General features: G+C 38.9%; 29 protein-coding genes. 2 read left to right on the top strand and 27 right to left on the bottom strand.

The genetic code is table 11. The features are described from left to right. Positions 1-22: 22 nt before the first annotated feature. The 9 genes from mraY to yfmF form a co-directional block, all read right to left on the bottom strand. The gene (gene mraY / locus FHY60_RS06680; protein ID WP_139904238.1) at positions 23-994 is read right to left on the bottom strand and encodes a phospho-N-acetylmuramoyl-pentapeptide-transferase; all 972 of its coding nucleotides are present in this window, start codon (positions 992-994) and stop codon (positions 23-25) included. A gap of 46 nt (positions 995-1,040) precedes the next feature. Beyond that, positions 1,041-2,405 carry a UDP-N-acetylmuramoyl-tripeptide--D-alanyl-D-alanine ligase gene (locus FHY60_RS06675; RefSeq protein WP_139904237.1) on the bottom strand — a complete coding sequence of 455 codons (1,365 nt, stop codon included), beginning with the start codon at positions 2,403-2,405 and terminating at the stop codon, positions 1,041-1,043. A 10-nt stretch (positions 2,406-2,415) separates the two neighbouring features. Continuing rightward, positions 2,416-3,867, bottom strand: coding sequence for a UDP-N-acetylmuramoyl-L-alanyl-D-glutamate--2,6-diaminopimelate ligase (locus tag FHY60_RS06670; protein ID WP_139904236.1), 1,452 nt, complete (start codon positions 3,865-3,867; stop codon positions 2,416-2,418). Positions 3,868-3,944: 77 nt separating this feature from the next. Then, positions 3,945-6,146, bottom strand: coding sequence for a stage V sporulation protein D (locus FHY60_RS06665; protein ID WP_139904235.1), 2,202 nt, complete (start codon positions 6,144-6,146; stop codon positions 3,945-3,947). 14 nt (positions 6,147-6,160) lie between these two features. Then, positions 6,161-6,643 carry a hypothetical protein gene (locus FHY60_RS06660; RefSeq protein ID WP_139904234.1) on the bottom strand — a complete coding sequence of 161 codons (483 nt, stop codon included), beginning with the start codon at positions 6,641-6,643 and terminating at the stop codon, positions 6,161-6,163. Between the two features lie 45 nt (positions 6,644-6,688). After that, a complete protein-coding gene (gene rsmH / locus FHY60_RS06655) occupies positions 6,689-7,642 on the bottom strand; it encodes a 16S rRNA (cytosine(1402)-N(4))-methyltransferase RsmH (RefSeq protein ID WP_139904233.1) in 954 nt (317 codons plus the stop codon). Between the two features lie 12 nt (positions 7,643-7,654). After that, a complete protein-coding gene (gene mraZ, locus FHY60_RS06650; protein WP_139904232.1) occupies positions 7,655-8,083 on the bottom strand; it encodes a division/cell wall cluster transcriptional repressor MraZ in 429 nt (142 codons plus the stop codon). 167 nt (positions 8,084-8,250) lie between these two features. Continuing rightward, complete coding sequence (gene yfmH, locus FHY60_RS06645; RefSeq protein ID WP_139904231.1) at positions 8,251-9,516, bottom strand: EF-P 5-aminopentanol modification-associated protein YfmH; 1,266 nt, start codon at positions 9,514-9,516, stop codon at positions 8,251-8,253. A 15-nt stretch (positions 9,517-9,531) separates the two neighbouring features. Continuing rightward, positions 9,532-10,752: an EF-P 5-aminopentanol modification-associated protein YfmF gene (gene yfmF / locus FHY60_RS06640; RefSeq protein WP_163215884.1), complete on the bottom strand. Its 1,221-nt coding sequence runs from the start codon at positions 10,750-10,752 to the stop codon at positions 9,532-9,534. Positions 10,753-11,110: 358 nt separating this feature from the next. Between yfmF and ychF the strand changes: the two genes are divergently transcribed. Beyond that, entirely contained in the window at positions 11,111-12,208 is a 1,098-nt protein-coding gene (ychF, locus tag FHY60_RS06635) for a redox-regulated ATPase YchF (protein ID WP_139904229.1), read from the top strand. A gap of 199 nt (positions 12,209-12,407) precedes the next feature. Here the strand turns inward: ychF and FHY60_RS06630 are convergent, their stop codons facing one another. From FHY60_RS06630 to FHY60_RS06545, 18 genes are all read right to left on the bottom strand, one after another. After that, the gene (locus tag FHY60_RS06630) at positions 12,408-14,705 is read right to left on the bottom strand and encodes an AAA family ATPase (RefSeq protein WP_180375482.1); all 2,298 of its coding nucleotides are present in this window, start codon (positions 14,703-14,705) and stop codon (positions 12,408-12,410) included. A gap of 239 nt (positions 14,706-14,944) precedes the next feature. Further along, positions 14,945-15,379, bottom strand: coding sequence for a 4Fe-4S dicluster domain-containing protein (locus FHY60_RS06625; protein WP_139904227.1), 435 nt, complete (start codon positions 15,377-15,379; stop codon positions 14,945-14,947). Further along, the gene (locus FHY60_RS06620) at positions 15,380-15,820 is read right to left on the bottom strand and encodes an NADH-quinone oxidoreductase subunit B family protein (RefSeq protein ID WP_139904226.1); all 441 of its coding nucleotides are present in this window, start codon (positions 15,818-15,820) and stop codon (positions 15,380-15,382) included. A gap of 25 nt (positions 15,821-15,845) precedes the next feature. After that, a complete protein-coding gene (locus FHY60_RS06615) occupies positions 15,846-16,841 on the bottom strand; it encodes a respiratory chain complex I subunit 1 family protein (RefSeq protein ID WP_139904225.1) in 996 nt (331 codons plus the stop codon). A 15-nt stretch (positions 16,842-16,856) separates the two neighbouring features. Continuing rightward, positions 16,857-18,794, bottom strand: coding sequence for a proton-conducting transporter transmembrane domain-containing protein (locus FHY60_RS06610; RefSeq protein WP_139904224.1), 1,938 nt, complete (start codon positions 18,792-18,794; stop codon positions 16,857-16,859). Then, entirely contained in the window at positions 18,791-19,135 is a 345-nt protein-coding gene (locus FHY60_RS06605; protein WP_139904223.1) for a sodium:proton antiporter, read from the bottom strand. The genes FHY60_RS06610 and FHY60_RS06605 overlap by 4 nt, the downstream gene beginning before the upstream one ends. Before the next feature lie 10 nt (positions 19,136-19,145). After that, the gene (locus FHY60_RS06600; RefSeq protein WP_139904222.1) at positions 19,146-19,598 is read right to left on the bottom strand and encodes an MnhB domain-containing protein; all 453 of its coding nucleotides are present in this window, start codon (positions 19,596-19,598) and stop codon (positions 19,146-19,148) included. 1 nt (position 19,599) lies between these two features. Continuing rightward, entirely contained in the window at positions 19,600-19,887 is a 288-nt protein-coding gene (gene mbhE, locus FHY60_RS06595; protein ID WP_139904221.1) for a hydrogen gas-evolving membrane-bound hydrogenase subunit E, read from the bottom strand. Further along, entirely contained in the window at positions 19,888-20,166 is a 279-nt protein-coding gene (locus FHY60_RS06590; RefSeq protein ID WP_139904220.1) for a Na(+)/H(+) antiporter subunit B, read from the bottom strand. Further along, complete coding sequence (gene mnhG, locus FHY60_RS06585) at positions 20,159-20,503, bottom strand: monovalent cation/H(+) antiporter subunit G (protein WP_139904219.1); 345 nt, start codon at positions 20,501-20,503, stop codon at positions 20,159-20,161. The genes FHY60_RS06590 and mnhG overlap by 8 nt, the downstream gene beginning before the upstream one ends. Then, complete coding sequence (locus FHY60_RS06580) at positions 20,500-20,781, bottom strand: MrpF/PhaF family protein (protein ID WP_243122246.1); 282 nt, start codon at positions 20,779-20,781, stop codon at positions 20,500-20,502. The genes mnhG and FHY60_RS06580 overlap by 4 nt, the downstream gene beginning before the upstream one ends. Further along, positions 20,778-21,305, bottom strand: a complete 528-nt coding sequence (locus FHY60_RS06575) for a Na+/H+ antiporter subunit E (RefSeq protein WP_139904218.1) — start codon at positions 21,303-21,305, stop codon at positions 20,778-20,780. Before FHY60_RS06575 ends, FHY60_RS06580 begins: the two co-directional genes overlap by 4 nt. Positions 21,306-21,338: 33 nt before the next feature. Then, positions 21,339-21,683 (bottom strand): hydrogenase maturation nickel metallochaperone HypA, encoded by a 345-nt coding sequence (hypA, locus tag FHY60_RS06570; protein WP_139904217.1) that lies wholly within the window; start codon positions 21,681-21,683, stop codon positions 21,339-21,341. Between the two features lies 1 nt (position 21,684). Further along, positions 21,685-22,767, bottom strand: a complete 1,083-nt coding sequence (locus FHY60_RS06565; protein ID WP_139904216.1) for a hydrogenase large subunit — start codon at positions 22,765-22,767, stop codon at positions 21,685-21,687. A 24-nt stretch (positions 22,768-22,791) separates the two neighbouring features. After that, entirely contained in the window at positions 22,792-23,169 is a 378-nt protein-coding gene (locus tag FHY60_RS06560) for an NADH-quinone oxidoreductase subunit C (protein ID WP_139904215.1), read from the bottom strand. A 30-nt stretch (positions 23,170-23,199) separates the two neighbouring features. Then, on the bottom strand, positions 23,200-24,201 hold the full coding sequence (gene hypE, locus FHY60_RS06555; RefSeq protein WP_139904214.1) for a hydrogenase expression/formation protein HypE: 1,002 nt from the start codon (positions 24,199-24,201) through the stop codon (positions 23,200-23,202). Positions 24,202-24,224: 23 nt separating this feature from the next. Next, positions 24,225-25,292 carry a hydrogenase formation protein HypD gene (gene hypD, locus FHY60_RS06550; RefSeq protein WP_139904213.1) on the bottom strand — a complete coding sequence of 356 codons (1,068 nt, stop codon included), beginning with the start codon at positions 25,290-25,292 and terminating at the stop codon, positions 24,225-24,227. A gap of 14 nt (positions 25,293-25,306) precedes the next feature. Then, the gene (locus tag FHY60_RS06545; protein ID WP_139904212.1) at positions 25,307-25,537 is read right to left on the bottom strand and encodes a HypC/HybG/HupF family hydrogenase formation chaperone; all 231 of its coding nucleotides are present in this window, start codon (positions 25,535-25,537) and stop codon (positions 25,307-25,309) included. A 550-nt stretch (positions 25,538-26,087) separates the two neighbouring features. Here FHY60_RS06545 and FHY60_RS06540 point away from each other — a divergent pair. Next, positions 26,088-26,498 (top strand): hypothetical protein, encoded by a 411-nt coding sequence (locus FHY60_RS06540; RefSeq protein ID WP_139904211.1) that lies wholly within the window; start codon positions 26,088-26,090, stop codon positions 26,496-26,498. Positions 26,499-26,522: the final 24 nt, after the last annotated feature.

Raw genomic sequence — 26,522 nt, 5'->3', positions numbered from 1 at the left:
TTGATTGCTGATTAGGAAAGTCCTAATACAAAGACAAGAATGCTATAAGACATAGTATTACGGTAACAATTGAAAATATGGAAACAATCTTTGGTTCCGCCCAACCACACATTTCAAAATGATGATGTATGGGCGACATCTTAAATACTCTTTTTCCTGTAGTCTTATAACTGATAACCTGTATTATTACCGATAAAGTCTCTATCATATATATGCCGCCAACTATTATTATTATTAAAGGTAACTTTAATATCATAGCCACTGCAGCAACAGCTCCGCCTAAGGCAAGAGACCCGGTATCACCCATGAATACTCTGGCCGGAAAAGCATTATATCTTAGAAAGCCTAAAAGTGCACCGGCAATAACTCCGCAAAATTTTGCAAGGGTGTAGTGGCCCATGGCCATAGAAATCATTGTAAAAAAGGTCATTACCAGCAGTGTTACTGATGTAGCTAAACCATCTAATCCGTCAGTAAGATTTACTGCATTTGTTGTGGCGGCGAAAAAGAATATTATAAAAGGTATATATAGCCAGCCTAAGTTAATTGTTGTACCCATGAAGGGAACTATTATACTTGAACCTATGGCCGGATTCTTATAGGCATAATAGGCAAACAAAAATGATACAACTAACAGAAGAGCCATTTTTTGATAAGCCTTAAGCCCCAAATTGTTCTTTTTGATAATTTTCAGAATATCATCCAAAAATCCAATAAAGCCAAAGGCAATAAAGGCATACAGTGCTATCATTGCTTCATCAGTAGGATCCTTCACCAGTAAAGGTAAAGAAATTATAGAAGCAGCTATAAAAATCAATCCACCCATGGTGGGTGTTCCGGCCTTTTTTTGATGACTCTTAGGTCCCTCTTCTCGGATGAATTGTCCGAATTTAAGCCATCTTAAAGCTGGTATAATTAGGGGGCCTACTAAAGTTGCCACCACAAAGGATACTAATACTGCATAAACTATTTTTGAATTAATTAGATCACCCATTTTACCCACCCCTAACAGGTAGTTCCCTCCTTCATTAGCGCCTAAATTATTTAATTTCATTTACTATTGTTTCAAATTTCATTGCTCTTGACGCCTTAAATAATATCAAATCACCATTAGACAATATACTTTTTATATATTCAGTGGCAGCCTTTGTATTCTCAAAATGAACAAAATTTGAGTCACAATTAAAGCCTCTTCTGTATGCTTCTTCATACTCACCGATACTTATCAGTAAATGGACGCCTTTAGCTTTAGCATATTCTGCCACTTCTTTATGTGCGTTAAAAGCTTCTGTGCCTAATTCTCTCATGGTCCCAAGAACAGCAATTTTTCTTACTGCCTTCATGTTGGCCTGAACATCCAAAGCTGCCTTCATGGAATCGGGACTTGCATTATAACAATCGTTAATAATTGTATAGTCCTCACATTTAATTATATCCAGCCTCATAGATGTAGCTTCCAGATTACCAAAGCCTTCTGCTATAGTATCCATATCCAAGCCTAAGGCCCTGCCGCAGGCCACGGCCAAAAGAGAATTCAGTACATTGTGTTTTCCCGGTATCTTTATTTGAATCTTGTTGTCAAAGTATTGTCCTCCCTCAACAACATTATATTCGACCCTGTCTTCAAATAATGATATATTTTCTGAATGATACTCAAAAACTTTGTTAAAGCCTGCCTTTATTATCTTGTAAGCACCATTTTCTAAAGTACTTAAGAGATCATCTTCACCATTTACAATCAAGATATTTTTCTCTGTAAAGAAGTCCACAATCTCCATTTTTGCCTTCAATATATTCTCCCGGCTGCCCAAATTCTCGATATGAGATATTCCTATATTAGTGATTACCGCCAGATCCGGTCTGGCAATGTCAGCCAGCCTGTGAATTTCATTAAAATTGCTCATTCCCATTTCCAAAACCGCCACATCGTAGCTGTCATCCAAGTTAAATATCATAAGGGGAAGGCCAATTTCATTGTTAAAATTCCCCTGAGTCTTAAACACCTTGTATTTATTGCTGAGGGCAGAGGCTATAAGGTCCTTTGTTGTGGTTTTGCCAGTAGACCCGGTAACCCCAATAACCTTGATATCCAGCTTAGCCCTATAATATTTTGCAAGGTCCCTTAGTGCCTTTTTTGTGTCCTTAACCAAAATAATTGTTGCATTACCAATATCCTTAATATCAAAGGCAAGTTCTTCCACAATACAAATGCTTGCACCCTTTTGAACAGCCTCTACAACAAATTCATTTCCGTTAAAAACTTCACCTTTTATTGCAATATATATATTCCCCTGCTGTAACTTTCTGGTATCTATACATATATCATTAAAGATGACCTTACTGCCGCTATTATAGACTTCACCGTCTATAGCATCAATTATTTCCCTTAGGGTAATTTGCTTCATATCTTCACCTCTAGTTAGTTCTGTTTTCAAGTATTTCCCTTACAACTTCTCTCTCATCAAAGTGTATTATTGTTTTATTTTTAAATATCTGATAGTCCTCATGCCCTTTTCCGGCAATGACAATAACGTCTCCCTCTCTGGCTATATCTATGGCCAGCCTTATGGCTTCTTTTCTGTTTTCAACAACCATGTAGTTATCCGTAGTAATGCCTGCCAGGATGTCTTTAATAATATCCATAGGCTCCTCATCTCTTGGATTGTCAGAGGTTATGATCGCAATATCACTCAGTCTTGCACCAATTTCCCCCATAATAGGTCTCTTGGTCTTATCTCTGTTGCCACCGCAGCCATACACTGATATGAGTCTACCCTTTGTGAACTCTCTGACAGTTCGGAGGATATTGTCTAAACCATCCGGAGAATGAGCATAGTCTAAAATAATGTCAAAGCCCAGGTTATATTCCCTGGCCGTAAGCTCACAGCGTCCCGGAACTTGAACCTTCTCAAGACCTCTTTTCACTGACTCTGGGTCAATGCCTTCAGTTAAGCAAACCGCCGCCGCACAGAGGGAATTGTATATATTATATCTTCCGGGAATAAAGATGCTGATTTCATGTTTATCCTGTTTATTTATTAATGTATACTTAGCTCCTCTGGAATGCATGGCTATATATTCCGCTCTAAAGTCAGCAGCCTTCTCAATGCCATAAGTTAATTTATTGTTGCTTGCATCCCTATATACCTTTTCTCCATAGGTATCATCAATATTTATTACTGAGGTGCTACAGATCTTAAAGAGCTTCAGCTTTGCATTATAATAGTTTTCAAAGGTCTTATGGAAATCCAAATGATCTTGTGTCAGATTGGTAAATACCCCATATTTAAAAGGAACTCCATAAACTCTATCCAATTCCAAGGAGTGTGAGGATACCTCCATAATGCAGTACTCTACTCCTTTTTCCACCATGTAGGCAAATAGCTGCTGCAGCTCCAGTGATTCGGGTGTTGTCCTCTCTGCATGAAGCTTTTCACCGGCCACATAGTTTAATATGGTGCCTATCAGGCCTACCTTATGGCCCGCTTCCTCAAGTATAGTCTTTAGCATAAAGGTAGAGGTAGTTTTTCCGTTGGTTCCAGTAACTCCAATGAGCTTTAACTTGTCTGCAGGCCTGCCGTAGTAATTGGCGGAGGCTAAAGCCATTGCCTTCCTGGAATCCTTAACTTTTATGACGGTAACATTGTCATAGACCTTTATATCTTCTTCACAGATTACGGCTGCGGCACCATTTTCTTGTGCCGCAGCTGCATAATTGTGTCCGTCTGTTGCAAAGCCTTTTATACAGAAAAACAAATCACCTTTTGTAACCTTTTTTGAGTTATATTGAATGCTATTTATTTCAACCTCATCACTGCCTTGAATGATCTCGAAATCAATTCCTTCCAATATTTTAAATAATTTCATAAAAACATCTCCTTAAAATGGCATATTTAAATTATTACCAGTTTCTGTACCTATAAACCATATTCTGTATAAAGTTTTTAATCACCACCTAGGATATCCAATTCAAAGATTACTTTTGTTCCCTTTGATACCGTCTCTCCCGGTCTTACGCTTTGTCCTGCCACTAAACCCTCGCCCATATATTCAGCTTCAAGTCCCAAGCTGTTTAGTACCTCTTGAGCACTGTCCTTTGAATAGCCCTTGAGGTCTGGGACAACTACCTCTTTATTATAGTTACCGCTACTACCGGTGTAAAGAATGATTTTGTCCCCTTCCTTCTCAGTATAGCCCGGTTTTGGCGTCATATCTACTATTACCTCACCGTCACCATCAATCTCATAAGTCAACTTTAATTCCTTTAGAGCCTTAATAGCTTCACTCTTTTTCATACCTCTGAGATTTGGTACTATGACGTCCTTTTTCATGCTTCTGAGAGTATCTTCAATGGCCACGTCCCCCTTAATAGACAGGTAATTAAATATGTCATAAAAAACCTGCTTTGCAACCGGTGCAGCAATCTGACCTGCATAGTATTTTGATGGGTCAGGTTCATCGATGGATATGAAGACAGTTACTTTAGGATCATCCACTGGTGCCATACCTGCAAAAGAAGCAACATATTTGCCGGCAGCATAAGTTCCGGTATCAGGGTTTACCTTTTGAGCAGTACCCGTTTTACCGCCAATGTGATAGCCATCTATGAAGGCGTTTTTACCTCCACCTTCAGAAACAACCTTTTCAAGATAGGTGGAAAGTAAGTTGGCCTGCTCCTTACTAACTATTTGTTTTGTTACATAATTTTCAGAATAAGTTTCAAAGGTTTCATTCACTACTACGTTATTTTGCTCGTCCACATGAGTTATGGCCTTTAATATATGTGGAGTAACCCAAATGCCATCATTTGCAATAGCATTGAAAGCAGCCATGTATTGTATAGGTGAAACTGTATTACTCTGACCAAAGGAAATTGTAGCTAAATCCACAGTAGTGATCTTCTCAGTTTTTTTAACTATACCAGTGGCTTCACCGGGGAGATCTATGCCGGTCTTCTTTCCAAAGCCAAACTTGTAGATATACTCATTTAGGCCTGCTGCCTGAAGTCTTTCTCCAAGTTCCATAAACCCTACATTACATGAGTTCTCAAGAATTTCTACAAAGTTTTGGGCTCCATGTCCGGTTCTCTTCCAACAGTGAATGGTTCTGTTGGCAACTTTTTTGCTGCCCGTACACACAAAGGTATCAGTTTCACTGACAAGTCCCTTTTCCATGGCTGCAATGGCTGTAAACACTTTAAAAATTGAGCCAGGCTCATATGTATCACTTACAATTCTATTTCTCCAAAGCTTTGACATTTCTTCAACGGTAGTAACGCCTTCCCTTGGTTTATTGGGGTTAAAGTCAGGCTTGTTGGCCATAGCCAGTATCTCTCCGGTCTTAGGATCCATTACCATTATTGATACAGCCTTTGCCTTATTATCATTTAAGGCCTGTTCTGCCGCCTTTTCTGCAAAAGCCTGAATTGTTGCATCTATAGTCAGTACAACATCCTTACCGTCCATAGGTTTTGTGAAATCTGAAATTGTATAGGGCATTTCATCACTTCTCCTATCGGTTTCAGTAATTCTTAGACCGGGTGTTCCTTTCAATACACTGTTATACTGCAGCTCTATTCCTGCAAGTCCTTCACCGTCTGAGTTAGTCGTACCAAGTACATGAGCTAAAAAGTTATTTTCTGGATAGTATCTTTCAGTGTCCGGTGACACCAATACTCCATTAATCTTAAGTTCTCTGACCCTATCAGCTTTTTCCTTATCTATTCTTCGCGCTAAAGTTCCGCTTCCTCTTTCCTTGCCGCTGGGCAGAGTTTTGTACAATTCCTGCAGCACCTTGGCAGTATCCATTTCTAAAGCGTTAGCTAGTTTTGGAGCAATTATCTCAAAGGAAATATTATTTTTTTTCACATAGGACCTTATAGTATTCATAGCCAAGTCCACTCTATATACATTGGCACTTATGGCTAGTTCCTTACCATTTCTGTCCAGTATACTGCCCCTTCTGCCATCAATTTTTACTTCGCTTGTCCACTGTTCAATAGCCAAGGCCTTTAGTTTGTTAGACTCAAAGACCATCACATAAAATAATCTTAAGATTAATGAAAAAAATAAAACGGAAAGAACACCCATGGTTATGAGCATTCTTCGTTTTATTATTACTCTATCCCTATAGTCTTTTTTGTTCACTACACCTACCCCCGTTAGAATAATAGATTTTTTATCTTCTCAAAAAAATCTTCTGCTTTACTCTCCTTATCATCCTGGGGTACTTCTGCAAAATTATTTATACTGAAGTCTGCGTAAATTACATCCTCTCTCTTAGGCATTACCATATTGAGAGTATTCTCTGCTGTATTTTTGATATTAGGAAGGCTGTTCAACTTTATCAATTGAATTCTCATATCCTCATTTTGCTTACTAATATCATTTATTTCGCTGTATATCTCAGTTACTTTCTGCTGTTTTTCGTATAATCTCCCTTCATTGAACATGAGTGCGATTCCTGCCACAAAAACTATGGAGATTGCTTTAATAACTTTACTTTTTTGTATATTTTTCTGATGCTTTAAACGGTTTTCCCGCTGTATCTTTGACTTTCTTAAGATTTCATAGTCCTCTTTCCTTGAGGGACCATTTTGTTGTCTTTCCGGTGCCAGTGCAGTGCTTCCTTTGATATACTGCATTTTTTTATCCTCTACCAATTTATTCACCCCACCCATAAAATATAACTACCATAATTTTTGCTTTTCATATATTCTCTCGGCAATTCTTAGTTTGGCACTCCTGCTTCTTGGGTTGCTCTCCACTTCTTCTTCTGAGGGTTCTATGGGCTTCCTTGTGATAACCTTCACCAGAGGTTTCTTGCCGCATTGGCATATAGGAAATCCCGGTGGACATGTACAAGGATTCTCAAGCTCCTTGAATTTGTTTTTAATGATTCTATCTTCAAGAGAATGGAAAGTGATGACGGCTATGCGGCCCCCATCATTCAGACAGTTAACCCCATCCACAACAGTTTTGTTTAAAATCTCCAGTTCCTTGTTTACTTCTATTCTTATGGCCTGGAAGGTCCTTTTTGCAGGATGAGGCCCTTCTCTTCTGGCCTTTGCCGGTATAGCAGCCTTTATAATATCCACCAGCTGGAAGGTAGTTTCTATCATATTTATTGCCCTTCTGTCAACTATAAATGCAGCTATTCTTCTGGCGAACTTTTCTTCGCCATATTCACGAATAATTCTTTCAAGGTCTTCTTGACTGTAGCCATTAACTACATCATAGGCTGACAGCCTATCATTTCTGTTCATTCTCATATCAAGAGGTGCATCATGCATGTAGCTAAAGCCTCTCTCCGCATTGTCTAATTGGTAGGATGATACGCCTAAATCTGCTAAGATACCATCTACCTTATCTATTCCAAGATTGCTGAGTATATTTTTTATGTTTCTGAAGTTGTCATTTACATATGTAACATTGTCATATTCTCGTAATCTATTTTTTGCGGCATTTATGGCCTCAATATCCTGATCTATTCCAATCAATCTGCCCTTGGGCGATAGCTTCTGCAAGATACAGCTGGAATGTCCCCCACCACCAAGAGTACAATCTACGTATATGCCATCTTGCTTAATATTTAGCCCTTCTATACATTGTTCTGCCATTATGCTTATATGTTTAAATTCCATGTTCTTCTCCTCTTATATGCCTAATTCACTCATTTTTTCTGCAATCTCATCGAAATTGATATCTGAATTATTGTATTCATCCCATTTGGCCTTACTCCAAATTTCAATTCGGGTAGATACACCTATACTTACTATTTCCTTTTCAATGCCGGCATATTCTAATAAATTTTGTGGTATTAGTGCTCTTCCTTGTTTGTCTATCTCCACTTCATTAGCTCCTGAAAAAAAGAATCTCACAAAAGCTCTGGCATCTTTGCTGGTAAGCGGTAGGTTCTTTAATTTGTCTTCCATATTTTTCCATTCATTCATGGTGTAAGCATATAAGCAACCATCTAAGCCTTTAGTAAGAACAAAGCTATTTCCTAATTCCTCTCTAAACTTAGATGGTATAATCATTCTATTTTTATTATCAATGGCATGCTGGTACTCGCCTATAAACATATTTCACCTCAGAATGATTATAAAATTTAATAAACTTACTCCACTTTTTATAAAAACCGCTCCACTTTACTCCACTTTTAACCACTTGGAGATATAATTCTATAAAAAATAGAAAAACCCTTCTTTTTTTGAAGGGTTTTAAAAAATATTTTGAGATTATTATATTTTTAATCTATAATTGATATAGCCCATCTCTCATCACTGTTAAGATATTGAAGCCTTTCAATTATTTGCTCTTCAGTAATATCCTTTAATACTTCATAATAGTCAAAGGGATTAACTCCTCTTATAAAATAGTCTTTGATAAAGTTGCCCAGGCCTTCAATGTTGTTAAACCGGGTAATAAAGGAGCCAACCAGGGTCTTTTTAACTCTTTGAAAGTCTTCACTGTTAATTGCAGACTTATTATTTCTTATATAAGTACGTATTTCCTCCATTACCTTCTCAGGGTCCCTGCTCTCTCCGCCGATTATCAGATGACAATAGTCCTTTTCCAGAGTGTATTCATAGGAAAAGCTTTCATTTATAAGTCCGCTGTTGTATAGACTTTCATATAGTGAGGAGCTTCTGCTGAATAAAAGCCTGCACAGTATATCCATCTGAACCTTCCTCCGGATATAGTTGCTTTTGTCTATTCCCTTTGGCTCATCCTTAAAGCCTATGATGAAATTTGGTATACTAAGCCCCAACTTCTTTCGAATCATATCCTTGTTAACCTTAGGTTCTTCACTATATTCTTTTACCTTATAGTCTGCTTTATTTCTATTATTAGGTACAGTTCTTTCAAGAATTCTCTCTATATCTTGAATATTTACATCTCCCACTATTGTCATTATCATATTTTCCGGTACATAGAAGGTATTGTAGCAATCATACAAAAGCTCAGGTGTAATCTCATAAATGGACTCAACGGTTCCTGCGATATCATACCTAACCGGATGACTATTGTACATGCATTCTAAGGCATTATAGTACACTCTGAAGCCGGGATTGTCTTCATACATCCTTATTTCCTGTTCAATAATTCCCTTTTCCTTATTGACATTCTCCTCTGTCAAGTAAGGATTGTATACGAACTTCACAAGTAATTCCAGATTTTCATTAAAGCCTTCGGTACTTGTAAAGTAATAGGTTGTTATTTGGAAGTTAGTATAGGCATTTGGAGAGGCTCCCAACTCAGCAAATCTATTGAAGATATTGCCCTCCTCTTCTTCAAAGAGCTTGTGTTCAAGAAAATGAGCTATGCCCTTTGGATACTCTTTCATTTCCTCTCCCTTTTTTGCAAACTCTATATCATTGGAACCAAACTTTATTGTAAGCATAGCAAAGCTCTTAGTATAACCTTTTTTAGGTATTACATAGGTTCTCAGACCTTTGATAACTCCTGTATACATCTCCTCTTTTATGGGTTCAAAATATATTCTTTCTAACATTTAATCACTTCCCTTCTACTGCTTTGTCATAAAGTAAACAGCGTTTAGTTCTATAGTCTTAGCACATTCTATCACTCTTTCAATATCAACCTTTTCCAGCCCGGCTATAACATCCTCCAAAGTATATTGAATACCGTAGGCTCTTAGGGCAGAAATATAATCCATCAATGAATACTGTGAATCCGTTATAGTTCTCAGGTCACTGATAAGCTTTTTCTTGGCACTATACAGCTCTTCACTGCTTATATTTCCATTTTTGATAGCATTAATTTGCTCAATACAAATATTTTTAGCTTTTTCATAATTATTATGGTCTATTCCGCAGGCTATGATAAGCAAGCCCTTGAACTTTTCTATAAAGGAATAGCTATAATAGGCTAAACTATTCTTCTCCCTAACTTCATTGAAAAGCTTTGAGTGGGTTCCGCCTCCCAATATAGAGTTCATAACTGAAAGGGCAAAGTAGTCTCCGTTGAAGATGGTGGTATTTGTTCTGCAGCCCAGGCAGAGCTTTGACTGATTTACCTCCATGGTCTCAACCACTTCTTTAATACCGCTCTTAAAAGCAGTACTTGGTACTACTACCTCTCTGCAGGTATTTTTTATTAAGGTATTTGCCCTATTTTTTATACTTTCCTCATCTATATTTCCACAGGCAAACAATAGAGAGTTACTCTTTGACCTTATGTCCTCCCAAATTTTAGGTAGGTCACTGTTTTTTATAGCTTCCAGCCTCTCTATGTTTCCATACTTATAGATGGAGTAAGGTTCTCCCTCCGTCATAATTTCCTCCATTCTCTCCAAAGCATAGCTGTCTTTATTATCCAGCCTGGAATTGATAAGTACTTTTAAATTTTCTTTTTCTGTTTCAAAATAGGATTGTTCAAAACCACCCTCGCTCATTAAGGGGTTGTTGACTATCTCATCTAAGAAGTCCAAGGCCTGCTCCAAGAGTTTTTCACCTTTTAAGGCGAAACTGTCATCAATAGATTGTATATAAAAATTTAAAAAGAGCTTTTCACCCTTTTTTGTCACCACTATGTCAAAAACCGCACCGTAAAGGTCCTGAAGGTGTTCCCAAATTGCCTTTGTAGTGGGGTATTTTCTGCTTCCCCTCTTCAGCAGTGCCCCCAATAAATTGTAGACCGTCACCTTCTCATCCAAGTCCAGTGGTATAACCAACGAAACGGCATTATTCTTAAACTTATCGGATTGAATAATATTTATATTGTCCATAATAGTCTCCTTCCTAAAACTTAACTGTTTCATAAGCTTTCCATAATATTGTATTATCTATTATATTTTGCCACAAAAGAGTTAATGATACACCTTTAATTTTAAAGAATCGTTTAGTTTTCTTAAGTGACAAGTTAAGAATTATAAGTGACAATTTTCATAATAGCTTTTCAGACCGTAATATTATTATTGTCTTCCGTGGATTCAGCGTTTAAATTTCTTTACTTAGCAATTTTCCTATATTAATCCTTCATATTCCGAAAAAGTTGAAATACCAAACTTACTAAGGTATAATTTAAAATTGATATTAAAATTGAAAGATATAAAAGATATACAGTAAAGAAAGGAATGTACCTAGATGAAGTTAGGAATAGTAGGTTTACCAAACGTAGGTAAAAGTACATTATTTAATGCAATAACACAGGCCGGAGCAGAATCAGCCAATTATCCTTTTTGTACAATAGAACCGAACGTAGGTGTGGTAGCAGTTCCAGATAAGAGACTAGACGTATTGGAAAAGATGTATAACTCAAGAAAGAAGGTTCACGCTTCCATAGAATTTTATGATATCGCGGGACTTGTCAAAGGTGCCAGTCAAGGCGAAGGTCTTGGTAACAAATTCTTGTCCCATATTAGAGAGGTTGCTTCCATAGTTCACGTTGTAAGAGCTTTTGATGATGAAAATATAGTACATGTAGATGGGTCCGTTGATCCTGTGAGAGATATAGAAACCATAAATCTTGAACTCATATTTTCAGATATAGAAGTATTGGATAGAAGAATTGAAAAAACTGTTAAGTTAGCCCGTTCAGGAGATAAGAAGGCCAAGGCAGAATTTGAACTTCAAGAGAGAATCAAAGCTCATCTGGAGGCAGGAAAACCTGTAAGAACTCTGGAAGTTACTGAAGACGAAGCTGAAATTATAAAGGGCTACTTCCTATTAACTTCAAAACCGGTTTTATATGTAGCAAATATTTCTGAAGAAGATCTTATGAACGGCAGCATGGAAAATGAATATGTAAAAAAGATTAAGGAATATGCCACACAGGAAAATTCCGAAGTAGTTGTGATAAGCGCTAAGATTGAAGAAGAGCTTTCCTCCTTGGATGAAGAAGAAAAGAGAGAACTCTTGGCAGATTATGGGCTAGAAGAAACAGGTCTTGACAAGCTAATCCACTCCAGCTACAAGCTACTTGGCCTTATGAGCTTCTTAACTGCAGGAGAACAGGAAGTTAGAGCTTGGACTATCAATATAGGCACCAAGGCACCTGCCGCTGCCGGAAAGATTCACTCCGATATCGAAAGAGGCTTTATCCGCGCAGAGATAATATCCTTTGATAAGTTAGTAGAATGTGGTTCCGAAGCAGCAGCTAAGGAAAAGGGCTACTACCGCTTAGAAGGAAAAGACTATATTATGCAAGACGGAGACGTGGTTAATTTTAGATTTAATGTTTAGTGTAGCCTTGTTGTTTAGTGTAAGTATCTGTAGTTTCAAGGTTTTACGAATTAAAAATTAAGAATGAAGGTAGAAATTCAGCGGGGCTGAATTTCTACTTTTTTATTTTCTAATTTAAGAGAATGTGTCATTTTTTATAATTGTTAATAAAGCAATATCATATAAGAACAAAGAAACCCGAAAGTTCTTATCTTTTAGCTTAGTTGTTCTTATTTCTGGCTGTATACTTCTTGATTTCCTTTGCTGCTGCTGCCATGATGTCCTCTACCTTGGTTTTGTCATCTCCCATCAGCACTTCTAAAGCGTCATCTAGTTTTTCCATTGTATAGAGATTGAATAGGCCCTTTTCTACTGCTGCTTCTACCTCCGGTTTGAGGACGATGTTGTCTACATTGGATTTTGGTACAAGTACTCCCTTGCCCTTTAGGCTGCCCTTCAATTTGCAGATCTCATAGAAGCCTTCAATTTTTTCATTTACCCCACCGATGGGCTGCACTTCACCAAATTGATTGATGGACCCTGTAACTGCTATTCCCTGCACTATAGGTATCTTGCTCAAGGCTGATATGATTGCTGCAATCTCTGCTACGGAGGCGCTGTCTCCCTCCACCTTGCCATATATTTGTTCAAAACTGAGGTGAAAGTCTACCGGGATACTACTATAACCACCAAAGAGCTTATTTATTAGGCCCGTCAATATGCTGACTGCTTTGTTATGAATATTGCCGCTTAAATTGCTTTCCTTTTGAACGTCTATAATACTACCATTGCCCTTGTAGCAGCTGCAGGTTATTCTTAGGGGCCTTCCAAAGCTAGAGTAGCCAAGGTCAATGACAGAAAGTCCATTCACAGAGCCTACAAGTCTTTCATCCATAGGCAGTATAACCCTGCTTTCTTTAAAGCTTTCCAACAGGTGGTTTTCAATAAGGCTTTTTTCATAAAGAATCTCTTCAATATCCTCCCCTTTAATAGTATCTTTTCCCAGCCTTCTTGCCTTCCTATCAGCTGTCATTAATATTCGGTTTAGCTCAACTTCATCATAAAGGAGCTTTTTTCTGCTGTCAGCCTTTCTTGATAAAAACCTAAAAATTTCCCTGACAGCTGAATCTGCAAAGGTCATCACCCCTTCTGTCTTGCTGACTGCCTTAATATCCATAACAATTAGCTTGCGGTTTGTTTCATTATTTTCAATTTCCGAGTCATATTCCAGTCTAACTCTGAAAATCCGTTTAAAGTCATCATCCATATTGTATAAAACCTCGTAGGTTTCATAGTCACCCAAAAGTATTATCTTGACGTTTATATCAATAGGGGTAGGTCTTAGGCTATTAAAAGTAAGAAGTTCCAGATAGCTTTTATTGTGATCAAACTTAACCCTGCCATTTATTAGTGCTTTTCTTAAATAGTAGTAGGAGGATGGGGTAGAAAATAAGGCAGAGGCTCTCATTATTAAACATCCATTATTGGCCTTTAGCAGCGAACCTGCCTTTATGAGGTTAACATCCGTTATATATGTGCCATTATGGTTTTCATACTCTATGGTACCCATGAGATTATTTAAGGTAGGATCTTCTTCAAAGATAACATTACATGCATCTTCTTCACTATTATCCACCAAAACATTTACGCAATATCTATAAATAACCTCATTTATTTTTTCTTCATCCTCATCGTAACGGGTAGAATATATCTCAACAATACTCTTTTCTATGTTTTCACATACATATTTTAAATACTCAAGGGCCTTCTCTTCATTATTGAAAAGGCAAAAGTACTTTGACTTGCATGTATTAATTTCCTCTACCAAGTACTGCAGTAAAACTTCCTTAATCCTCTGTATTCCCTCATTTTCTTCATTTTTAATAGCTTCCAGGATTTCACGGGCTTTGTCTTTTAAGCTGCTTACTTTATTGAGCATTTCTTCCTTCATCTGTAAATCCAAAGCATCGTAATCACTATCCGATAATATCTCCCCATCTTTTATTGGCATAAAGTTAAATCCAGTCTTTGTTAATCTAACTTCAACCCCCTCTTCTCTTGCCTTATCAAAGAGGCTGTTTATCAATTCATTTTTCTTGCTTTGAATTTCTTTGATGATTTTATCCTTCTGACGTATATTTCCATGGTAAAAATTATTAACGATCTCTGTATAAGCGTTTTGTATCTCTTCTAGGGAATTCTTCAGCTCAGAGCCCATCCCGCAGGAAAGAATTAATGCTTCCGGTGCTTTTTCATCCCCCATTACAACATAACAGATATCCTTTAAATTTTTATTTTTAAAAACTTTTTTAGCTTCCTCTATGATAGTATCTACCTTAGATTTTGAGTAATCATCTATTATATAAATGTTATAGCCTTCAGAATCTATGCTGAGAAAACTCTTTAACTTGTCAATTATTCCGTCATATCCCGGTACTGTATAACTTATTTCCTCATCCTTGACTTTGGGTACATCTATTTTGTATAAAATGTCCTTAGGTTCCAATTTATTTTTCACGATACCGCTCAAACCCTGCACTTTAGGCTTGGAGCCTCCCCCCTTTGCTATAGAATGCCATATTATATTAATATTCGGCTTCTACTCATTTAGTAACTAATTTCTTTTATTTAAAAATGAATTCATATTTTTGATAGTTTGTAAGATTTCCCTTAAAACAAAGAAATTTTACCAAAAAAAAAGGAACCCATAAAAAGGTCCCCTTTATTTAATGCAGCAACAATATTTCATATTTTCTTCTAAGCTTTATCCGCCTTTGGAGGCTGTGGTGCACTTGGCTTTACCGGTGGTTTAGGCGGAAGCTTTTTTATAAAAGTTCCTTCAACTATCAGTTGAGACTTATCATCAGCTGTGGCTATTATAGAGTACTCCTTAGTTAGCTCAATGGCCTTCTTCACGCAGAAATCAGCACACATACCGCAGTAGGTGCAGGCCCCCATATCAAAAGTCAAGGTTATTTCCTGCCCGCCCTCTATATTTTTTGTTGTCTTAGTTATGCATTGAGGGGCACAGACCCGGATGCACATACCGCAGGCTACGCAAAGTTCCGGATGAAACTTAATCTTTCCCCTGTAGCCTTCCGGCACATGGGGTTTTTCATAGGGGTATTTCTTAGTAACCGGTGCCTTAAAAATATTTACCAGAGCGTCTTTTATAAAGGGTATACCTGCCAATTACTCCGCCCTCCTTTTTTTCTTTAATATTTCTATGGCTTTCAGCAAGCCGTCCATCATGGCTTCAGGTTTTGGCGGACATCCTCCTACGGATACATCTACATGAACCCACTTGTCTAGGGGCCCTTCTATGGAGTAGCTTCCCCTAAAGACGTTGCCTGAAATTGGGCAGGATCCAAGGGAAACAATAACTTTTGGATCCGGTACCTGGGCAAGTACTCTTTGCATTCGTTCTCTTGACTGCGAGGTTATGGGACCAGTAACAAAAATTATGTCTGCATGTCTAGGAGTTCCTGTAAGCTTTACACCAAATCTTTCTGCGTCAAAGTTTGGTCCTAAAAGAGCAATGAGTTCTATATCACAGCCATTACAGGATCCAGCATTTAGGTGAAAAATCCATGGTGATTTAGCCCTACTTTGATCAATTAATTTATCAAACAAGATACTTTCCTCCTCTTTAACACAGCTAGAGCTTTAAATAAACTAAGATTAAACTTAGCAAAGCCAAAGCCGTTGGTATTGTCCAAAAGAACTTCAGCAGCTGTTCAACCTTTACCCTGGCCACTACAGCCTTTACAAAGGAAATACAAACTACCGTCACTACTATCATTATGATAATAAGCAATACGATATTGAGTATTAGATCTATAGTATCATTTCCCGTTACTCCCACAAAGCCCTCTCCACCTAGGAACAGAGCAGCAAATAAGGAACCCATGACCAATATCTTGATAGCCTGGGTCAACTTATAGATACCAAGATAAAATCCGCTGTATTCTACCAGGGGGCCTTCACAAATCTCTGTTTCAGCTTCGGCCACATCAAAGGGCACGCTGCCCACCTCTGCCGGGATTATTAGCAGAAAGGCTATAGCTGCCGGTATCAAAGTCCAATGTGAGATTGAAACACCATTAAGCACTTGAAATTCATGTATTTTTGAAAGTGAAAAAGTAACCTTTCCATCTATAGAAAAACCTGCCTTTGCCCCAACTGCTAAAAGTACAATTACTAGGGGCAGCTCATAGGACAGCATAGTTACTACTTCTCTTGAAATTCCCACTCCTGCATAGGGGGAGCCGGAAGCAGACCCTCCCAATATCAAGGCTATGGCTGGTACTGTCAATAAGTAGATCAATACTATGATATCAGCAGTGCCGGGAATCCACACCTCACCAAATATAGGTATAAACAGCGGTATTGTCACTATACTCAAAAATCCTAGTATAGGCGCTAATAAAAATACTTTTTCCGACGCCCTGCCGGGAATAATATGAAGCTTACCCACAAGCTTAAAAAAGTCATAAAAGGGTTGAAGGAGAGGCGGTCCCACTCTTCGTTGAAACCTAGCCACCACTTTTCTATCTATACCTGCCAGCAATAATCCTACAATAAAGCAGAAAAGGAAACCGGGAAAAACAAGCACGTAAAATATAGGCATTATTACACTATTTATCCAATCCATTTTAACCCCCCCTCCCTATATTACTGCGAACAGATATATAGTAACAACCGCCAGACAAGTTACCACCCACAAGACATAATCGTTGACAAGTCCACTGTGGGCTTTATAGATGCCATCAAAATACAGCTTTAATTGATGCCTTATGCCCCAGAATAAATCTTGTCCTCCGATTGGTGCATGTTCATCCACTTCTCCGCCGGTAAAGCTGTCAAATTTCATATCCAAACCGTCTACTACATTTATTGTCTTTTTCTTAGCAGATCTTATATTTATTGAAAGTACAACTATAGCTCCAATCAATAATACAAAGAAAAGTGCCAGCCAGGCTTCCGGCTTCCAATAGCCTGCGTATTCTGCAGTCATATCCGGTATAATTATTTTTTCCTTGATCATCTCTTCTGCATAGCCCTCTTTGAACATCACGTCGATATAATTTCCTATATTGTAAATTGCATTGGCAGCCGGCTGTATCAGGTATTTTGAAACAGCATTATAGGCAATACCCCCTATGATACAAACCAGTGCCAGGATAATCATAGGAATTCTCATTGCCCAAGGAACTTCCTTTACCTTGTCACACTCCACTGTAGCTTCTCCAAAGAACACTGACTGCCCAACTTTAACCAAAGAAGCAAAGGTCATTACGGAACAGAGGAGGGCAAGTACAGTTATAGGTGCAAATCCCGCCTCATAGGTTGATTGATATATTAACCACTTAGACACGAAGCCGTTAAAGGGCGGTATACCACTGATAGCCGCAGTACCTATTAAGAATAAGGCCGTAGTAACGGGCATCTTCTTTGAAAGCCCCCCCAGCTTGGTCAAGTCTGTAGTTCCTGCTCTATATAATACTGCTCCTGCACAAAGAAACAAGAGGCACTTAAACATAGCATGGTTTAACATATGGTACAGGCCTCCCATAGTCCCCAGCACTGCCACGTTACTGCGGTCAGAGAGTCCTACTCCCAAGGCCACAACTATGTAGCCTATCTGAGATACGGAACTGAAGGCCAAAAGCCTCTTGAAATCTGTCTGTATCATGGCCATGGTTACCCCTAACACCATGGTGATTGTACCCCAGAAAATTATCAAAAGCTGCATTTCTGTCCTGCCGGTGCTTTCAAAAATGATATACAGGATTCTGATCAAGGCATAAACACCGGTTTTGCTCATAACTCCGGACAACAGCATGGATATAGAGGACGGTGCTGCCATATGGGCATCCGGCGGCCATGTGTGGCAGGGTACCAAGAAGGCCTTAACCGCATAGCCTGTCAGCATCAGTGCTAGGGCAAGAATTGTCACCGCTGAATATGGTTTCCCCTGTAATACCGCTGCTATCTGAGCCAAGTTTAAGGTGTGGGTTTCAGCATATAAGAGTACCGTACCCAAGAGTATAAATGAAGATCCTACAGAACCGATTACTATATACTTAAAACCTGCTTCGATAGACTTATAGAGGCCATTTCTAAAGGAGGTCAATGCTACTGCTGCAAAGGTCATGATCTCTATCATTACATACATATTAAAGAGGTCTCCGGTTAAAACAAAGCCCATCATACTGCCAGCCAGCAGTAAAAATAAGGTGTAGTACTTGTCTAAGCCATTGTCCTTTTCCATATATCTGATAGAATATATGGAGGATAAAAATACTGTAACTCCAATTATCAACCCTACAAACCATCCAAGTCCATCCACTTCAAGACCGATACCTATGGCCCAAAAGTCTTTAACATCTTTAGCTGCCCAATTACCCATCCAGTATGTAGCTATTTCTCCCCTTCCCACTATGGGCTCATACAGGAATATTATACAGAGCAGTGAAACCAGAGTAGCCAGCACTGCTACGGCTCTTTTTAAATTCAACAGCCTTTTGCCCAAGAGTCCGATTATAAAAGCTGATGCAAAAGGAAATACGATTGCAAGTATGGGTAAGTTAGATTCAAAACTCATCCCTTCAACCTCCTTACCTTTTCGGCATCTATGGTACCATAATGCTCCTTAACCTTTATAACCAGAGCCAGGGCCAAGGCGGTTACGCAGGCACCGATTACTATGGAAGTCAGTGTCAGAGCTTGAGGTACAGGGTCTACAAAGGGTGTCCCTTCCTTATATTCTGACAGAAATATGGGAGCAGTACCGTCTATTCTAAAGCCTATGGAAATCAGCAACAGATTTATACCACTGTCTAACAATCCCATGCCTATGACTATCTTAATCAAATTTTTCTTAACAAGGATTATATATAGACCGAATATGATCAATAAAAAGGATCCTAAATAATTCAGTAACATTCTTCCACCTCTATTCCTCTTCCTCTGAATTAAGGACGCTAATCATTACAAGAATCAATAATCCAACACCGGCTAATACCTTAAAGCCAACGGCAAAGTTCATCCAAAATATTGTACCTGAGCTGTATAGCTGACCCGGGTCACCGCTTTGGGCAATGAAATTGTTGAAAAAGGTACCCCCATATATCAAACCCAAAGTTGCCACCAGCACAAAGCCTAAGGCACCAATATTTTCAGATAGCTTTAAACTATCAGCCTTGAAGAGCTTATTGACCATATCTCCTCCATAGGCCAAATACAGTATTGCAATGGCACCGGCAATGAGCACGCCACCCTGGAAGCCTCCTCCCGGACTTAAATGTCCATGCAAAATTACACAAAAGCCCAATACCAAGGCTATGGGTAACACCATATTTGCACAGGAGGTAATAATGGAGTCCCGTCTCTTAACACCCTTTTTCATATCAATGGTCCTCCTTTGCCTTTATTTGTTTTCTTAAAATAACTGCTGTCCCGGTAACGGCTGTAAAAAGCACAAAGGATTCGCCAAGGGTATCATAGCCTCTGAAGTCGAAAACTATGGCAGTTACGGAATTCACAGCACCGGTTTTGTCTATGGTCCTATCCACTATCTCTTGGGCAATGCCCTCATAGGTAGGATGTTGCTCAAGACTGACCGTCATCTTATAGGATACATAAACAGAAAATATCAATATAACTGTAAGGGAAAACCACAGCATTGCTTTCTTCATTTACTTCTCCCCCTTCTGCTTTTCAGGCAAGGACTTTGCTTTGCCTTGCACCTTCTTTAAGGTGATTATAAAGATTATGGGTGATAAGACTGCCCCAACGGCTCCTTCTGCTATAGCCACGTCCGGTGCCCGTAACAATAGAAATTCTATAGCAATAAAGGTTCCTAAAACAGAGGATGCTATGATGCAGGGCAGGAGGTCATCCACTATAACCGTTATCAAGCCTGCTACTATTATGCCAATCATAATAAGGGTATTTAATATAGCCATGCTACTCATTTACTCTATCCCTCCCATAATCATCACATTTTGTTCTGGGATCCATCTTTGCACTGCTTTTATAAGCAGCTCTTGTCATCGCATGTGAGGCCGCGGGATTTGTGACTATTATGAATATTCCGATTATTAAAGATTTAACTCCAATACCTACATTTCCCGTAGAGAAACCGTAAATAGCAGCTCCTATCAGTATGGGCAGGGCACCGAGGGTCACAATATTGGTGGAAGACTGCAGCCTGCAGAAGGTATCCGGCATACGGAGCATTCCCACTACACCCGCAAGCATAAAAAAAATACCTATGGCGAAAAATATATCCATAATTATTCTATATATCATAGCTTTCCCTCCAAATACTTGGAAATAAGAATAGTCTCTATAAACCCTAGCAGGGCTGTAATTAGTCCCAAATCCACATAGAGGGACCTATCCTCATAACATCCAAAGATAACCATAACTACTCCGATTATAACATCAATGCTATCTGCTGCAGCTAATCTGTCCACCGCATGAGGCCCTCTTATAATTCTGTAAATCAGGCAGATTGCCATTATAGTTAAAACTATACCAACCACAGCAAGGTCGCTACGCATAAGATTATGAATCATTTCACTCATTTAAAAATCCTCCTAACCCAAGGTTCAAAGACCCCCTTAATAGTGTCTGATGCTTCCTTCATATCTCTGGTAGCCACATCTATCCAATGGATATACATATAACACTTTCCATTCTCCTCTACGATATCCATGGTGATTGTGCCCGGCGTCAGTGTTATGCAGTTGGCAAGCATCGCAAGGCCATAGTCAGATTTCAGTTCAGTTTCAATTTTCACGATTCCGGGATTGATATTCAGCTTTGGTGATAAGGCCCTTTTTGCTACATCCCAGTTTGCCTTTAACAGTTCCCATATATACAACAAACAGAATAGTAAAAATGCACCAAATCTCTTAGGATTAAAAAGCCAGAAAGGTTTTTCACTTATTAGAAAGGCTGAGCTAAAATAAGCCACCAACAAAGAAACTACTGCACCACCTATATACTCCTGCAGGGACGTTTCCGAATTACTGTAGGCCCCGGTAAACAGGACCCACATTAAAAAGCAGAGTATAAAGGTTGAAAGTACAGCCATCAATTTTTTCATTACTTTTTCCCCCTTACTTCACCATTTCAGGATTTATTCTACCTCCAAGCTCTGAATTAAAAATTCATTTCCTCTTATGATTTTAATGTCGCTGTGGCCGCACACCGGACAGCCATAGCCCTTACTTTTATCTATTTCGCTCTCGCTGTTGCAGTTGTTACATCTTACTGCCACCGGAACCTTGTTTATGATGAGCTTAGCCCCTTCTACCACTGTCCCCCGGCTTGCTATATCAAAATAATGCTGAATACAGTTAGGCATAAGCCCTGTTAGTTCTCCTACCGCTATCCTAATTTCCAATACCTTGTTAACCTTATGTTTTTCCGCTTCTTCTTTGGCAATTCTAATTATACTTTGTGTTACAGGCAGCTCATGCATCTTATCTATCCAAACATGAAAAGCAGGGATCTATGCTTGCTACTATTAATCCTGCGTCTGCTATAGAATTGCCCTTAAGCATTGTGGGAACTGTTGCGGCGTTTTTAAAGGTTGGTACGTGGATACTAACTCTCCAGTTATTTTGTCCGCCATCGGATACTACATAGTAAGTCAGCTCTCCTCTTGGCGCTTCTATTCTGTTGAAACATTCTCCTGCCGGTATTCTGGGCAGCTTAAACCCTAGGTTTATAGGCCCGTCCGGCATATTGTTCACTGCTTGATTTATAATGTTCATACTCTCCTCTACTTCCAATAATCTTACTACTGCCCTTGCGAATACATCTCCGTCCTTCATTACTATCTTCTTAAAGTCGAAGTCCTGGTAACTGCAGTAAGGGTCATCCTTTCTCACATCTATCTCCATGCCGGAAGCCCTTCCATGGGGACCGCAGGCACCATAAATCCATGCATCCTCATACTCCAGCTTTCCTACTCCCTTGGATCTGAGGGCAATGGTCTTGTCTGTTAAGAAAATATAAGTTATTCTCATAACCGGGTCTTTTAATTCTTTCAAAAGCTTTAAAAGGTCCTGAAGCTGCTGATCAGACAGGTCTCTTCTTGCCCCGCCTACAATATTCATTGCATAGTTTACACGGTTTCCTGTCAGCATTTCCAGCATATCCATTACCTTCTCACGGGCGGCGAAGGTCTGCATAAAAACACTGTCAAACCCAATAATATGGGCTGCCAGCCCCACCCACAGCAGATGGGAGTGGATTCTTTCCAGCTCGCTGATTATTACTCTAATATAGCTGCCACGTTTAGGCACCTCCATACCGGCCATGCTTTCTAAAGTTGTGCAGTAGGTTAGGGTATGGGCGTTGGAACAAATTCCGCATACTTTTTCCACCAAGGTAATGGTCTGTATGTAGTTTCTCTCTGTAGCCAGCTTCTCAATGCCCCGGTGGTTATAGCCTATAAAGACGTCAGCCTTGGAGATCAGCTCTCCGTCGGTATAGAGTTTTACATGTATGGGTTCTTCTAAAGAGGGATGATAAGGTCCTATTGGTATAACATAACTCACAATAAATCCTCCTTATGGTATCTTTTATTTTTCTGCAGCCTTTTTAAGCTCTGAAAGTGGCATTACCAGTATTTGTCCCGAGCCGTCAAATTCCTCCGGTAAAAAGAGTCTGCCGGACTTCTCCAAGCTTTCAAAGTCTATGGGCATAAATTCGCAGATTTCTTCTTCACACCATTGGGCCGAGCCACCATAAATCCCTGTTAAAGATGGTAAAGTACTATAGCCCTTGCATAGATAGGTCTTTATGTGTCCATCAATTTCAAAATTATAGGCCACCACATTATTTCCTTCCTTGTCTATATAGCCATTGATTATAACCAGCCTTCTCTTTTCCTCCCTAAACTTTTGAGCTATAGAAAAGAGCTGCTCTTTTGTAACATACTCCCCATCAAACTTTCCCACTTACATACCTCCTTAATTTATAGATAATAGTTAACATATTCTCGGCAATATGTCATAGCTAAGCTTATCCAAAATCCTCCTTCCCCCCAGGCTTCCCTTAAGCAGCACTTTTGAAGGCATATAGTCAACTACCTCACCGATAATTGCAGCCTTTTGTGAAAGTTCTATCCCTGATAGGCCTTTTACAACCTCATCTGCAATTTCTGCATCCACTACTGCCAAATACTTGCCTTCATTGGCACTATACAAGGGATCTAGTCCCAAAAGTTCACAGGCTGTTCTGATATGGGCATCCACAGGTACAGAATCCTCCAGGATTTCTATAGAAAAGGACATGCCTTCAACAAACTCATTAAGTGTAGTGGCAACTCCTCCCCTGGTAGGGTCTCTTAAGATTTTAACCCCGTCACCGTACTTGTACATATACTCTATAGGCTCCTTCAATACTGCACAATCGGATTCTATGGCCGTATCAATTAGGCCCTCTCTGGCATTTAGTATTGAAACACCGTGGTTTCCGCAGCTTCCGCTCAAAATAATCTTGTCTCCAACCTTAATTTTTTCTTTTCCGTAGTTTATACCTTCCACTCTTTCTCCGATACCTGCAGTGTTTATGTAGATTCCATGACCATGTCCTTTGTCAACCACCTTGGTGTCCCCGGTAACTACCTGAACCCCTGCAGCCTCAGCTGTCTTTGAAATGGATTCTATGATCTTCTTAAGCTCCTCTACAGAAAAGCCTTCCTCCAATATAAAGGATAAACTTAGGTACTTTGGGATGCTTCCACACATCAACAAATCGTTTACTGTACCACAAACACTTAATTTCCCTATATCTCCCCCCGGAAATATATAGGGATATATTACATAGCTGTCTGTGGAAAATGCTATATTGTTTTGTACATGCAAAAGAGCCCCATCGCTTAGGACCTCCAGCTTGTCATTTTTTAGCTTGGGCAAAATAAGCTCTTCAATTAGTTTGGAGGTCTTTTTTCCTCCATTACCATAAGACAATGAAATCAGTTCATCCATAAAAACACATCCTTTTACTTTAGTTAATAATTACCAAACTTGTATCTGGCAGCACAGCTTCCTTCACCAGAAACCATACAGGGTCCCACCGGTGATTCGGGACTACATACCCTTCCAAAGAGCTTGCACTGGTCCGGTGCTATTTTTCCCTTCAGCACTTCACCGCATTGACATCCATTTTTCCTCTTTTCAGGATTGCTGTGGTCAATGGGAAAAACCTCTTCTATATTGTACTTGGAATATTCTCTCTTTAACTTAAAGCCGCTGTCTTTAACCAGGCCAAGACCTCTCCAGTAGTCATGCTCTGCACAAAAGTATTTCTCAATTATGCTTTGAGCTGCCTTATTGCCTTCCTTCCTAACCACAGCACTATAGACATTTTTTATGGTAGTACTGTTGGACTTTAAATCTAATATAAGGCTATATAGGCCATTGATAACCTCGTCCAATTCAAAGCCAGCAATAGAAGCCGCACAGTCATATTCCTCCAGAAATTTAAAACCATCCTCACCAATTATTACCGCCACATGACCCGGGCATAAAAAAGCATCTATCTTCAGTTCCTCGTCCTCTAATAATAATCGCATAACCGGTTCTATCTTCTTATGCATGGACAATATATAAAAATTGTCCAAGCCCAACTTTTGAGCTTCCATTACGGCAATGGCCGTTGCCGGAGTTGTAGTTTCAAAGCCTATACCCAAGAAAACCACTCTTTTCTCCAGATTTTCTTTGGCAAGCTTCACTGCATCCAAGCTGGAGTAGACCATCCTCACCTCTGCTCCTAGGGCCTTGGCCTTTTCAAGGGAAATATGTCTCTCTGTCCCCGGCACCCTTATCATATCCCCGTAAGTTGCAATTAGGCAATTCTTGTTTACTGCAAGATCATAGATATAATCTATATAGTGGTCCGGTGTTACACATACGGGACAGCCTGGCCCAGAAAGCAGGTTGATATTACTTGCTAACAATCCTCTTATCCCATGCTTACCGATAGCCATGGTGTGGGTACCACAGACTTCCATTATATTGACCCTTTCCTTATAGCTGTTTATAAACTCAATCTTTCGCTTTAACTCTTGTATATCCATTGCTCCATCTCCCGCTATTTATCTGCCACCATTTTTCGCACTTCTTCCAGGGCATCCATAGTATCCTTGGCTAAACTTTCATCGATTTTCTCCAGGGCAAAGCCTGCGTGCACCATTACATAATCCCCGGACTTAATGTCCGGCAATAGATCTATCCTAATCTTTTTCTTAATTCCATTCATTTCTCCTACTGCTTCTTTGTCATTTTCAATACTCACTATCCTTAGTGGAACTCCTAAACACATAATTACACTCCCTTATATTTAAATCTGTTATACAAATTTCCTCTTGCTGTACTTGGATTATTTTCCAATACTTCTATAGTTTATGATATCATATTCTATTATATTATTAAAGGTGTTACTATGCAAATGCTCTAATTTTTAATTTTTATTCAATTGGACTACGGTATAATTAAAGAAAATTGTCAAGTTTAAAAAATTTAAACACGGAATCCACGGAGAACACTGAGGACGCGGAAGGTGGCTTAAAGGATGCTCCTTCCGTGTTCTCAGTGTCCTCTGTTAAATTCAGTGTTAAAAATATAAATCTCTTCCGCGTAATTCAGCGTCTTCAGTGTGTTCAGTGATGAAGATAATGTTTCGTATTTTCTTTCTGTAGTGACCAGAAATTAAATTCTTGTTTTAATAAAAGCAACATTATGATATAATAAATTGAATAATTATGTGAAGTTTGACATATCAATAACATATTCAGTTATTTTTCATTCACAATCAATAGATTAGTTATTAAAATAAACTTTAGTATAAATTTTTATGAAAAGGAGTCATACATATGGGATTTAAAGAAAAATTAGCAACCTATTATCAGAACTCATACCTGAAAAAATATGGAGACCGTCTAACACAAGTAAGAGGAAACATACTTTCAGTTAAAATTGAAGAAAAGAAGATCTTATGGATTTTTCATAAACTAAAGGTTTCAATAATTGTAAAGCCGGATAGAAGCAAGGGTGTTGTGTCCTGTGTTTATAAGAAGAATAAATGGTTTAAGAAGCCAAAGTTTATCCCTGTAAGTCAAGGTAATCTGGTAATCATCCAGGGTTTGAAGGGTAAGAAAGGTAAGGAAAACAGAGAAATTATTGAGATTTTGAACGTTATGAACCTTACCACAAAGAAGGACCTGTTCCCTGTTGACGGTGACGCTGTAAAGAAGGCTACCAAAGTTCAGTATAAATATAAATAGAACATGCATGTTTCAGATAGATAT

The organism is Clostridium thermarum (assembly GCF_006351925.1).
GTDB classification, from domain to species: domain Bacteria; phylum Bacillota; class Clostridia; order Clostridiales; family Clostridiaceae; genus Clostridium_AU; species Clostridium_AU thermarum.
Note: the sequence above shows the minus strand (reverse complement) of the source record. Positions and strands in the feature narration are given on the sequence as shown.

What these genes read in the sequence shown, in the direction of transcription:
- mraY (WP_139904238.1), bottom strand. Translation starts at nt 994, where the DNA reads ATGGGTGATCTAATTAATTCAAAAATAGTTTATGCAGTATTAGTATCC.
- FHY60_RS06675 (WP_139904237.1), bottom strand. Translation starts at nt 2,405, where the DNA reads ATGAAGCAAATTACCCTAAGGGAAATAATTGATGCTATAGACGGTGAA.
- FHY60_RS06670 (WP_139904236.1), bottom strand. Translation starts at nt 3,867, where the DNA reads ATGAAATTATTTAAAATATTGGAAGGAATTGATTTCGAGATCATTCAA.
- FHY60_RS06660 (WP_139904234.1), bottom strand. Translation starts at nt 6,643, where the DNA reads ATGCAGTATATCAAAGGAAGCACTGCACTGGCACCGGAAAGACAACAA.
- rsmH (WP_139904233.1), bottom strand. Translation starts at nt 7,642, where the DNA reads ATGGAATTTAAACATATAAGCATAATGGCAGAACAATGTATAGAAGGG.
- mraZ (WP_139904232.1), bottom strand. Translation starts at nt 8,083, where the DNA reads ATGTTTATAGGCGAGTACCAGCATGCCATTGATAATAAAAATAGAATG.
- yfmH (WP_139904231.1), bottom strand. Translation starts at nt 9,516, where the DNA reads ATGTTAGAAAGAATATATTTTGAACCCATAAAAGAGGAGATGTATACA.
- yfmF (WP_163215884.1), bottom strand. Translation starts at nt 10,752, where the DNA reads ATGGACAATATAAATATTATTCAATCCGATAAGTTTAAGAATAATGCC.
- ychF (WP_139904229.1), top strand. Translation starts at nt 11,111, where the DNA reads ATGAAGTTAGGAATAGTAGGTTTACCAAACGTAGGTAAAAGTACATTA.
- FHY60_RS06615 (WP_139904225.1), bottom strand. Translation starts at nt 16,841, where the DNA reads ATGGATTGGATAAATAGTGTAATAATGCCTATATTTTACGTGCTTGTT.
- FHY60_RS06610 (WP_139904224.1), bottom strand. Translation starts at nt 18,794, where the DNA reads ATGAGTTTTGAATCTAACTTACCCATACTTGCAATCGTATTTCCTTTT.
- FHY60_RS06605 (WP_139904223.1), bottom strand. Translation starts at nt 19,135, where the DNA reads ATGTTACTGAATTATTTAGGATCCTTTTTATTGATCATATTCGGTCTA.
- FHY60_RS06600 (WP_139904222.1), bottom strand. Translation starts at nt 19,598, where the DNA reads ATGAAAAAGGGTGTTAAGAGACGGGACTCCATTATTACCTCCTGTGCA.
- mbhE (WP_139904221.1), bottom strand. Translation starts at nt 19,887, where the DNA reads ATGAAGAAAGCAATGCTGTGGTTTTCCCTTACAGTTATATTGATATTT.
- FHY60_RS06590 (WP_139904220.1), bottom strand. Translation starts at nt 20,166, where the DNA reads ATGAGTAGCATGGCTATATTAAATACCCTTATTATGATTGGCATAATA.
- mnhG (WP_139904219.1), bottom strand. Translation starts at nt 20,503, where the DNA reads ATGATATATAGAATAATTATGGATATATTTTTCGCCATAGGTATTTTT.
- FHY60_RS06580 (WP_243122246.1), bottom strand. Translation starts at nt 20,781, where the DNA reads ATGAGTGAAATGATTCATAATCTTATGCGTAGCGACCTTGCTGTGGTT.
- FHY60_RS06575 (WP_139904218.1), bottom strand. Translation starts at nt 21,305, where the DNA reads ATGAAAAAATTGATGGCTGTACTTTCAACCTTTATACTCTGCTTTTTA.
- hypA (WP_139904217.1), bottom strand. Translation starts at nt 21,683, where the DNA reads ATGCATGAGCTGCCTGTAACACAAAGTATAATTAGAATTGCCAAAGAA.
- hypE (WP_139904214.1), bottom strand. Translation starts at nt 24,201, where the DNA reads ATGGATGAACTGATTTCATTGTCTTATGGTAATGGAGGAAAAAAGACC.
- hypD (WP_139904213.1), bottom strand. Translation starts at nt 25,292, where the DNA reads ATGGATATACAAGAGTTAAAGCGAAAGATTGAGTTTATAAACAGCTAT.
- FHY60_RS06545 (WP_139904212.1), bottom strand. Translation starts at nt 25,537, where the DNA reads ATGTGTTTAGGAGTTCCACTAAGGATAGTGAGTATTGAAAATGACAAA.
- FHY60_RS06540 (WP_139904211.1), top strand. Translation starts at nt 26,088, where the DNA reads ATGGGATTTAAAGAAAAATTAGCAACCTATTATCAGAACTCATACCTG.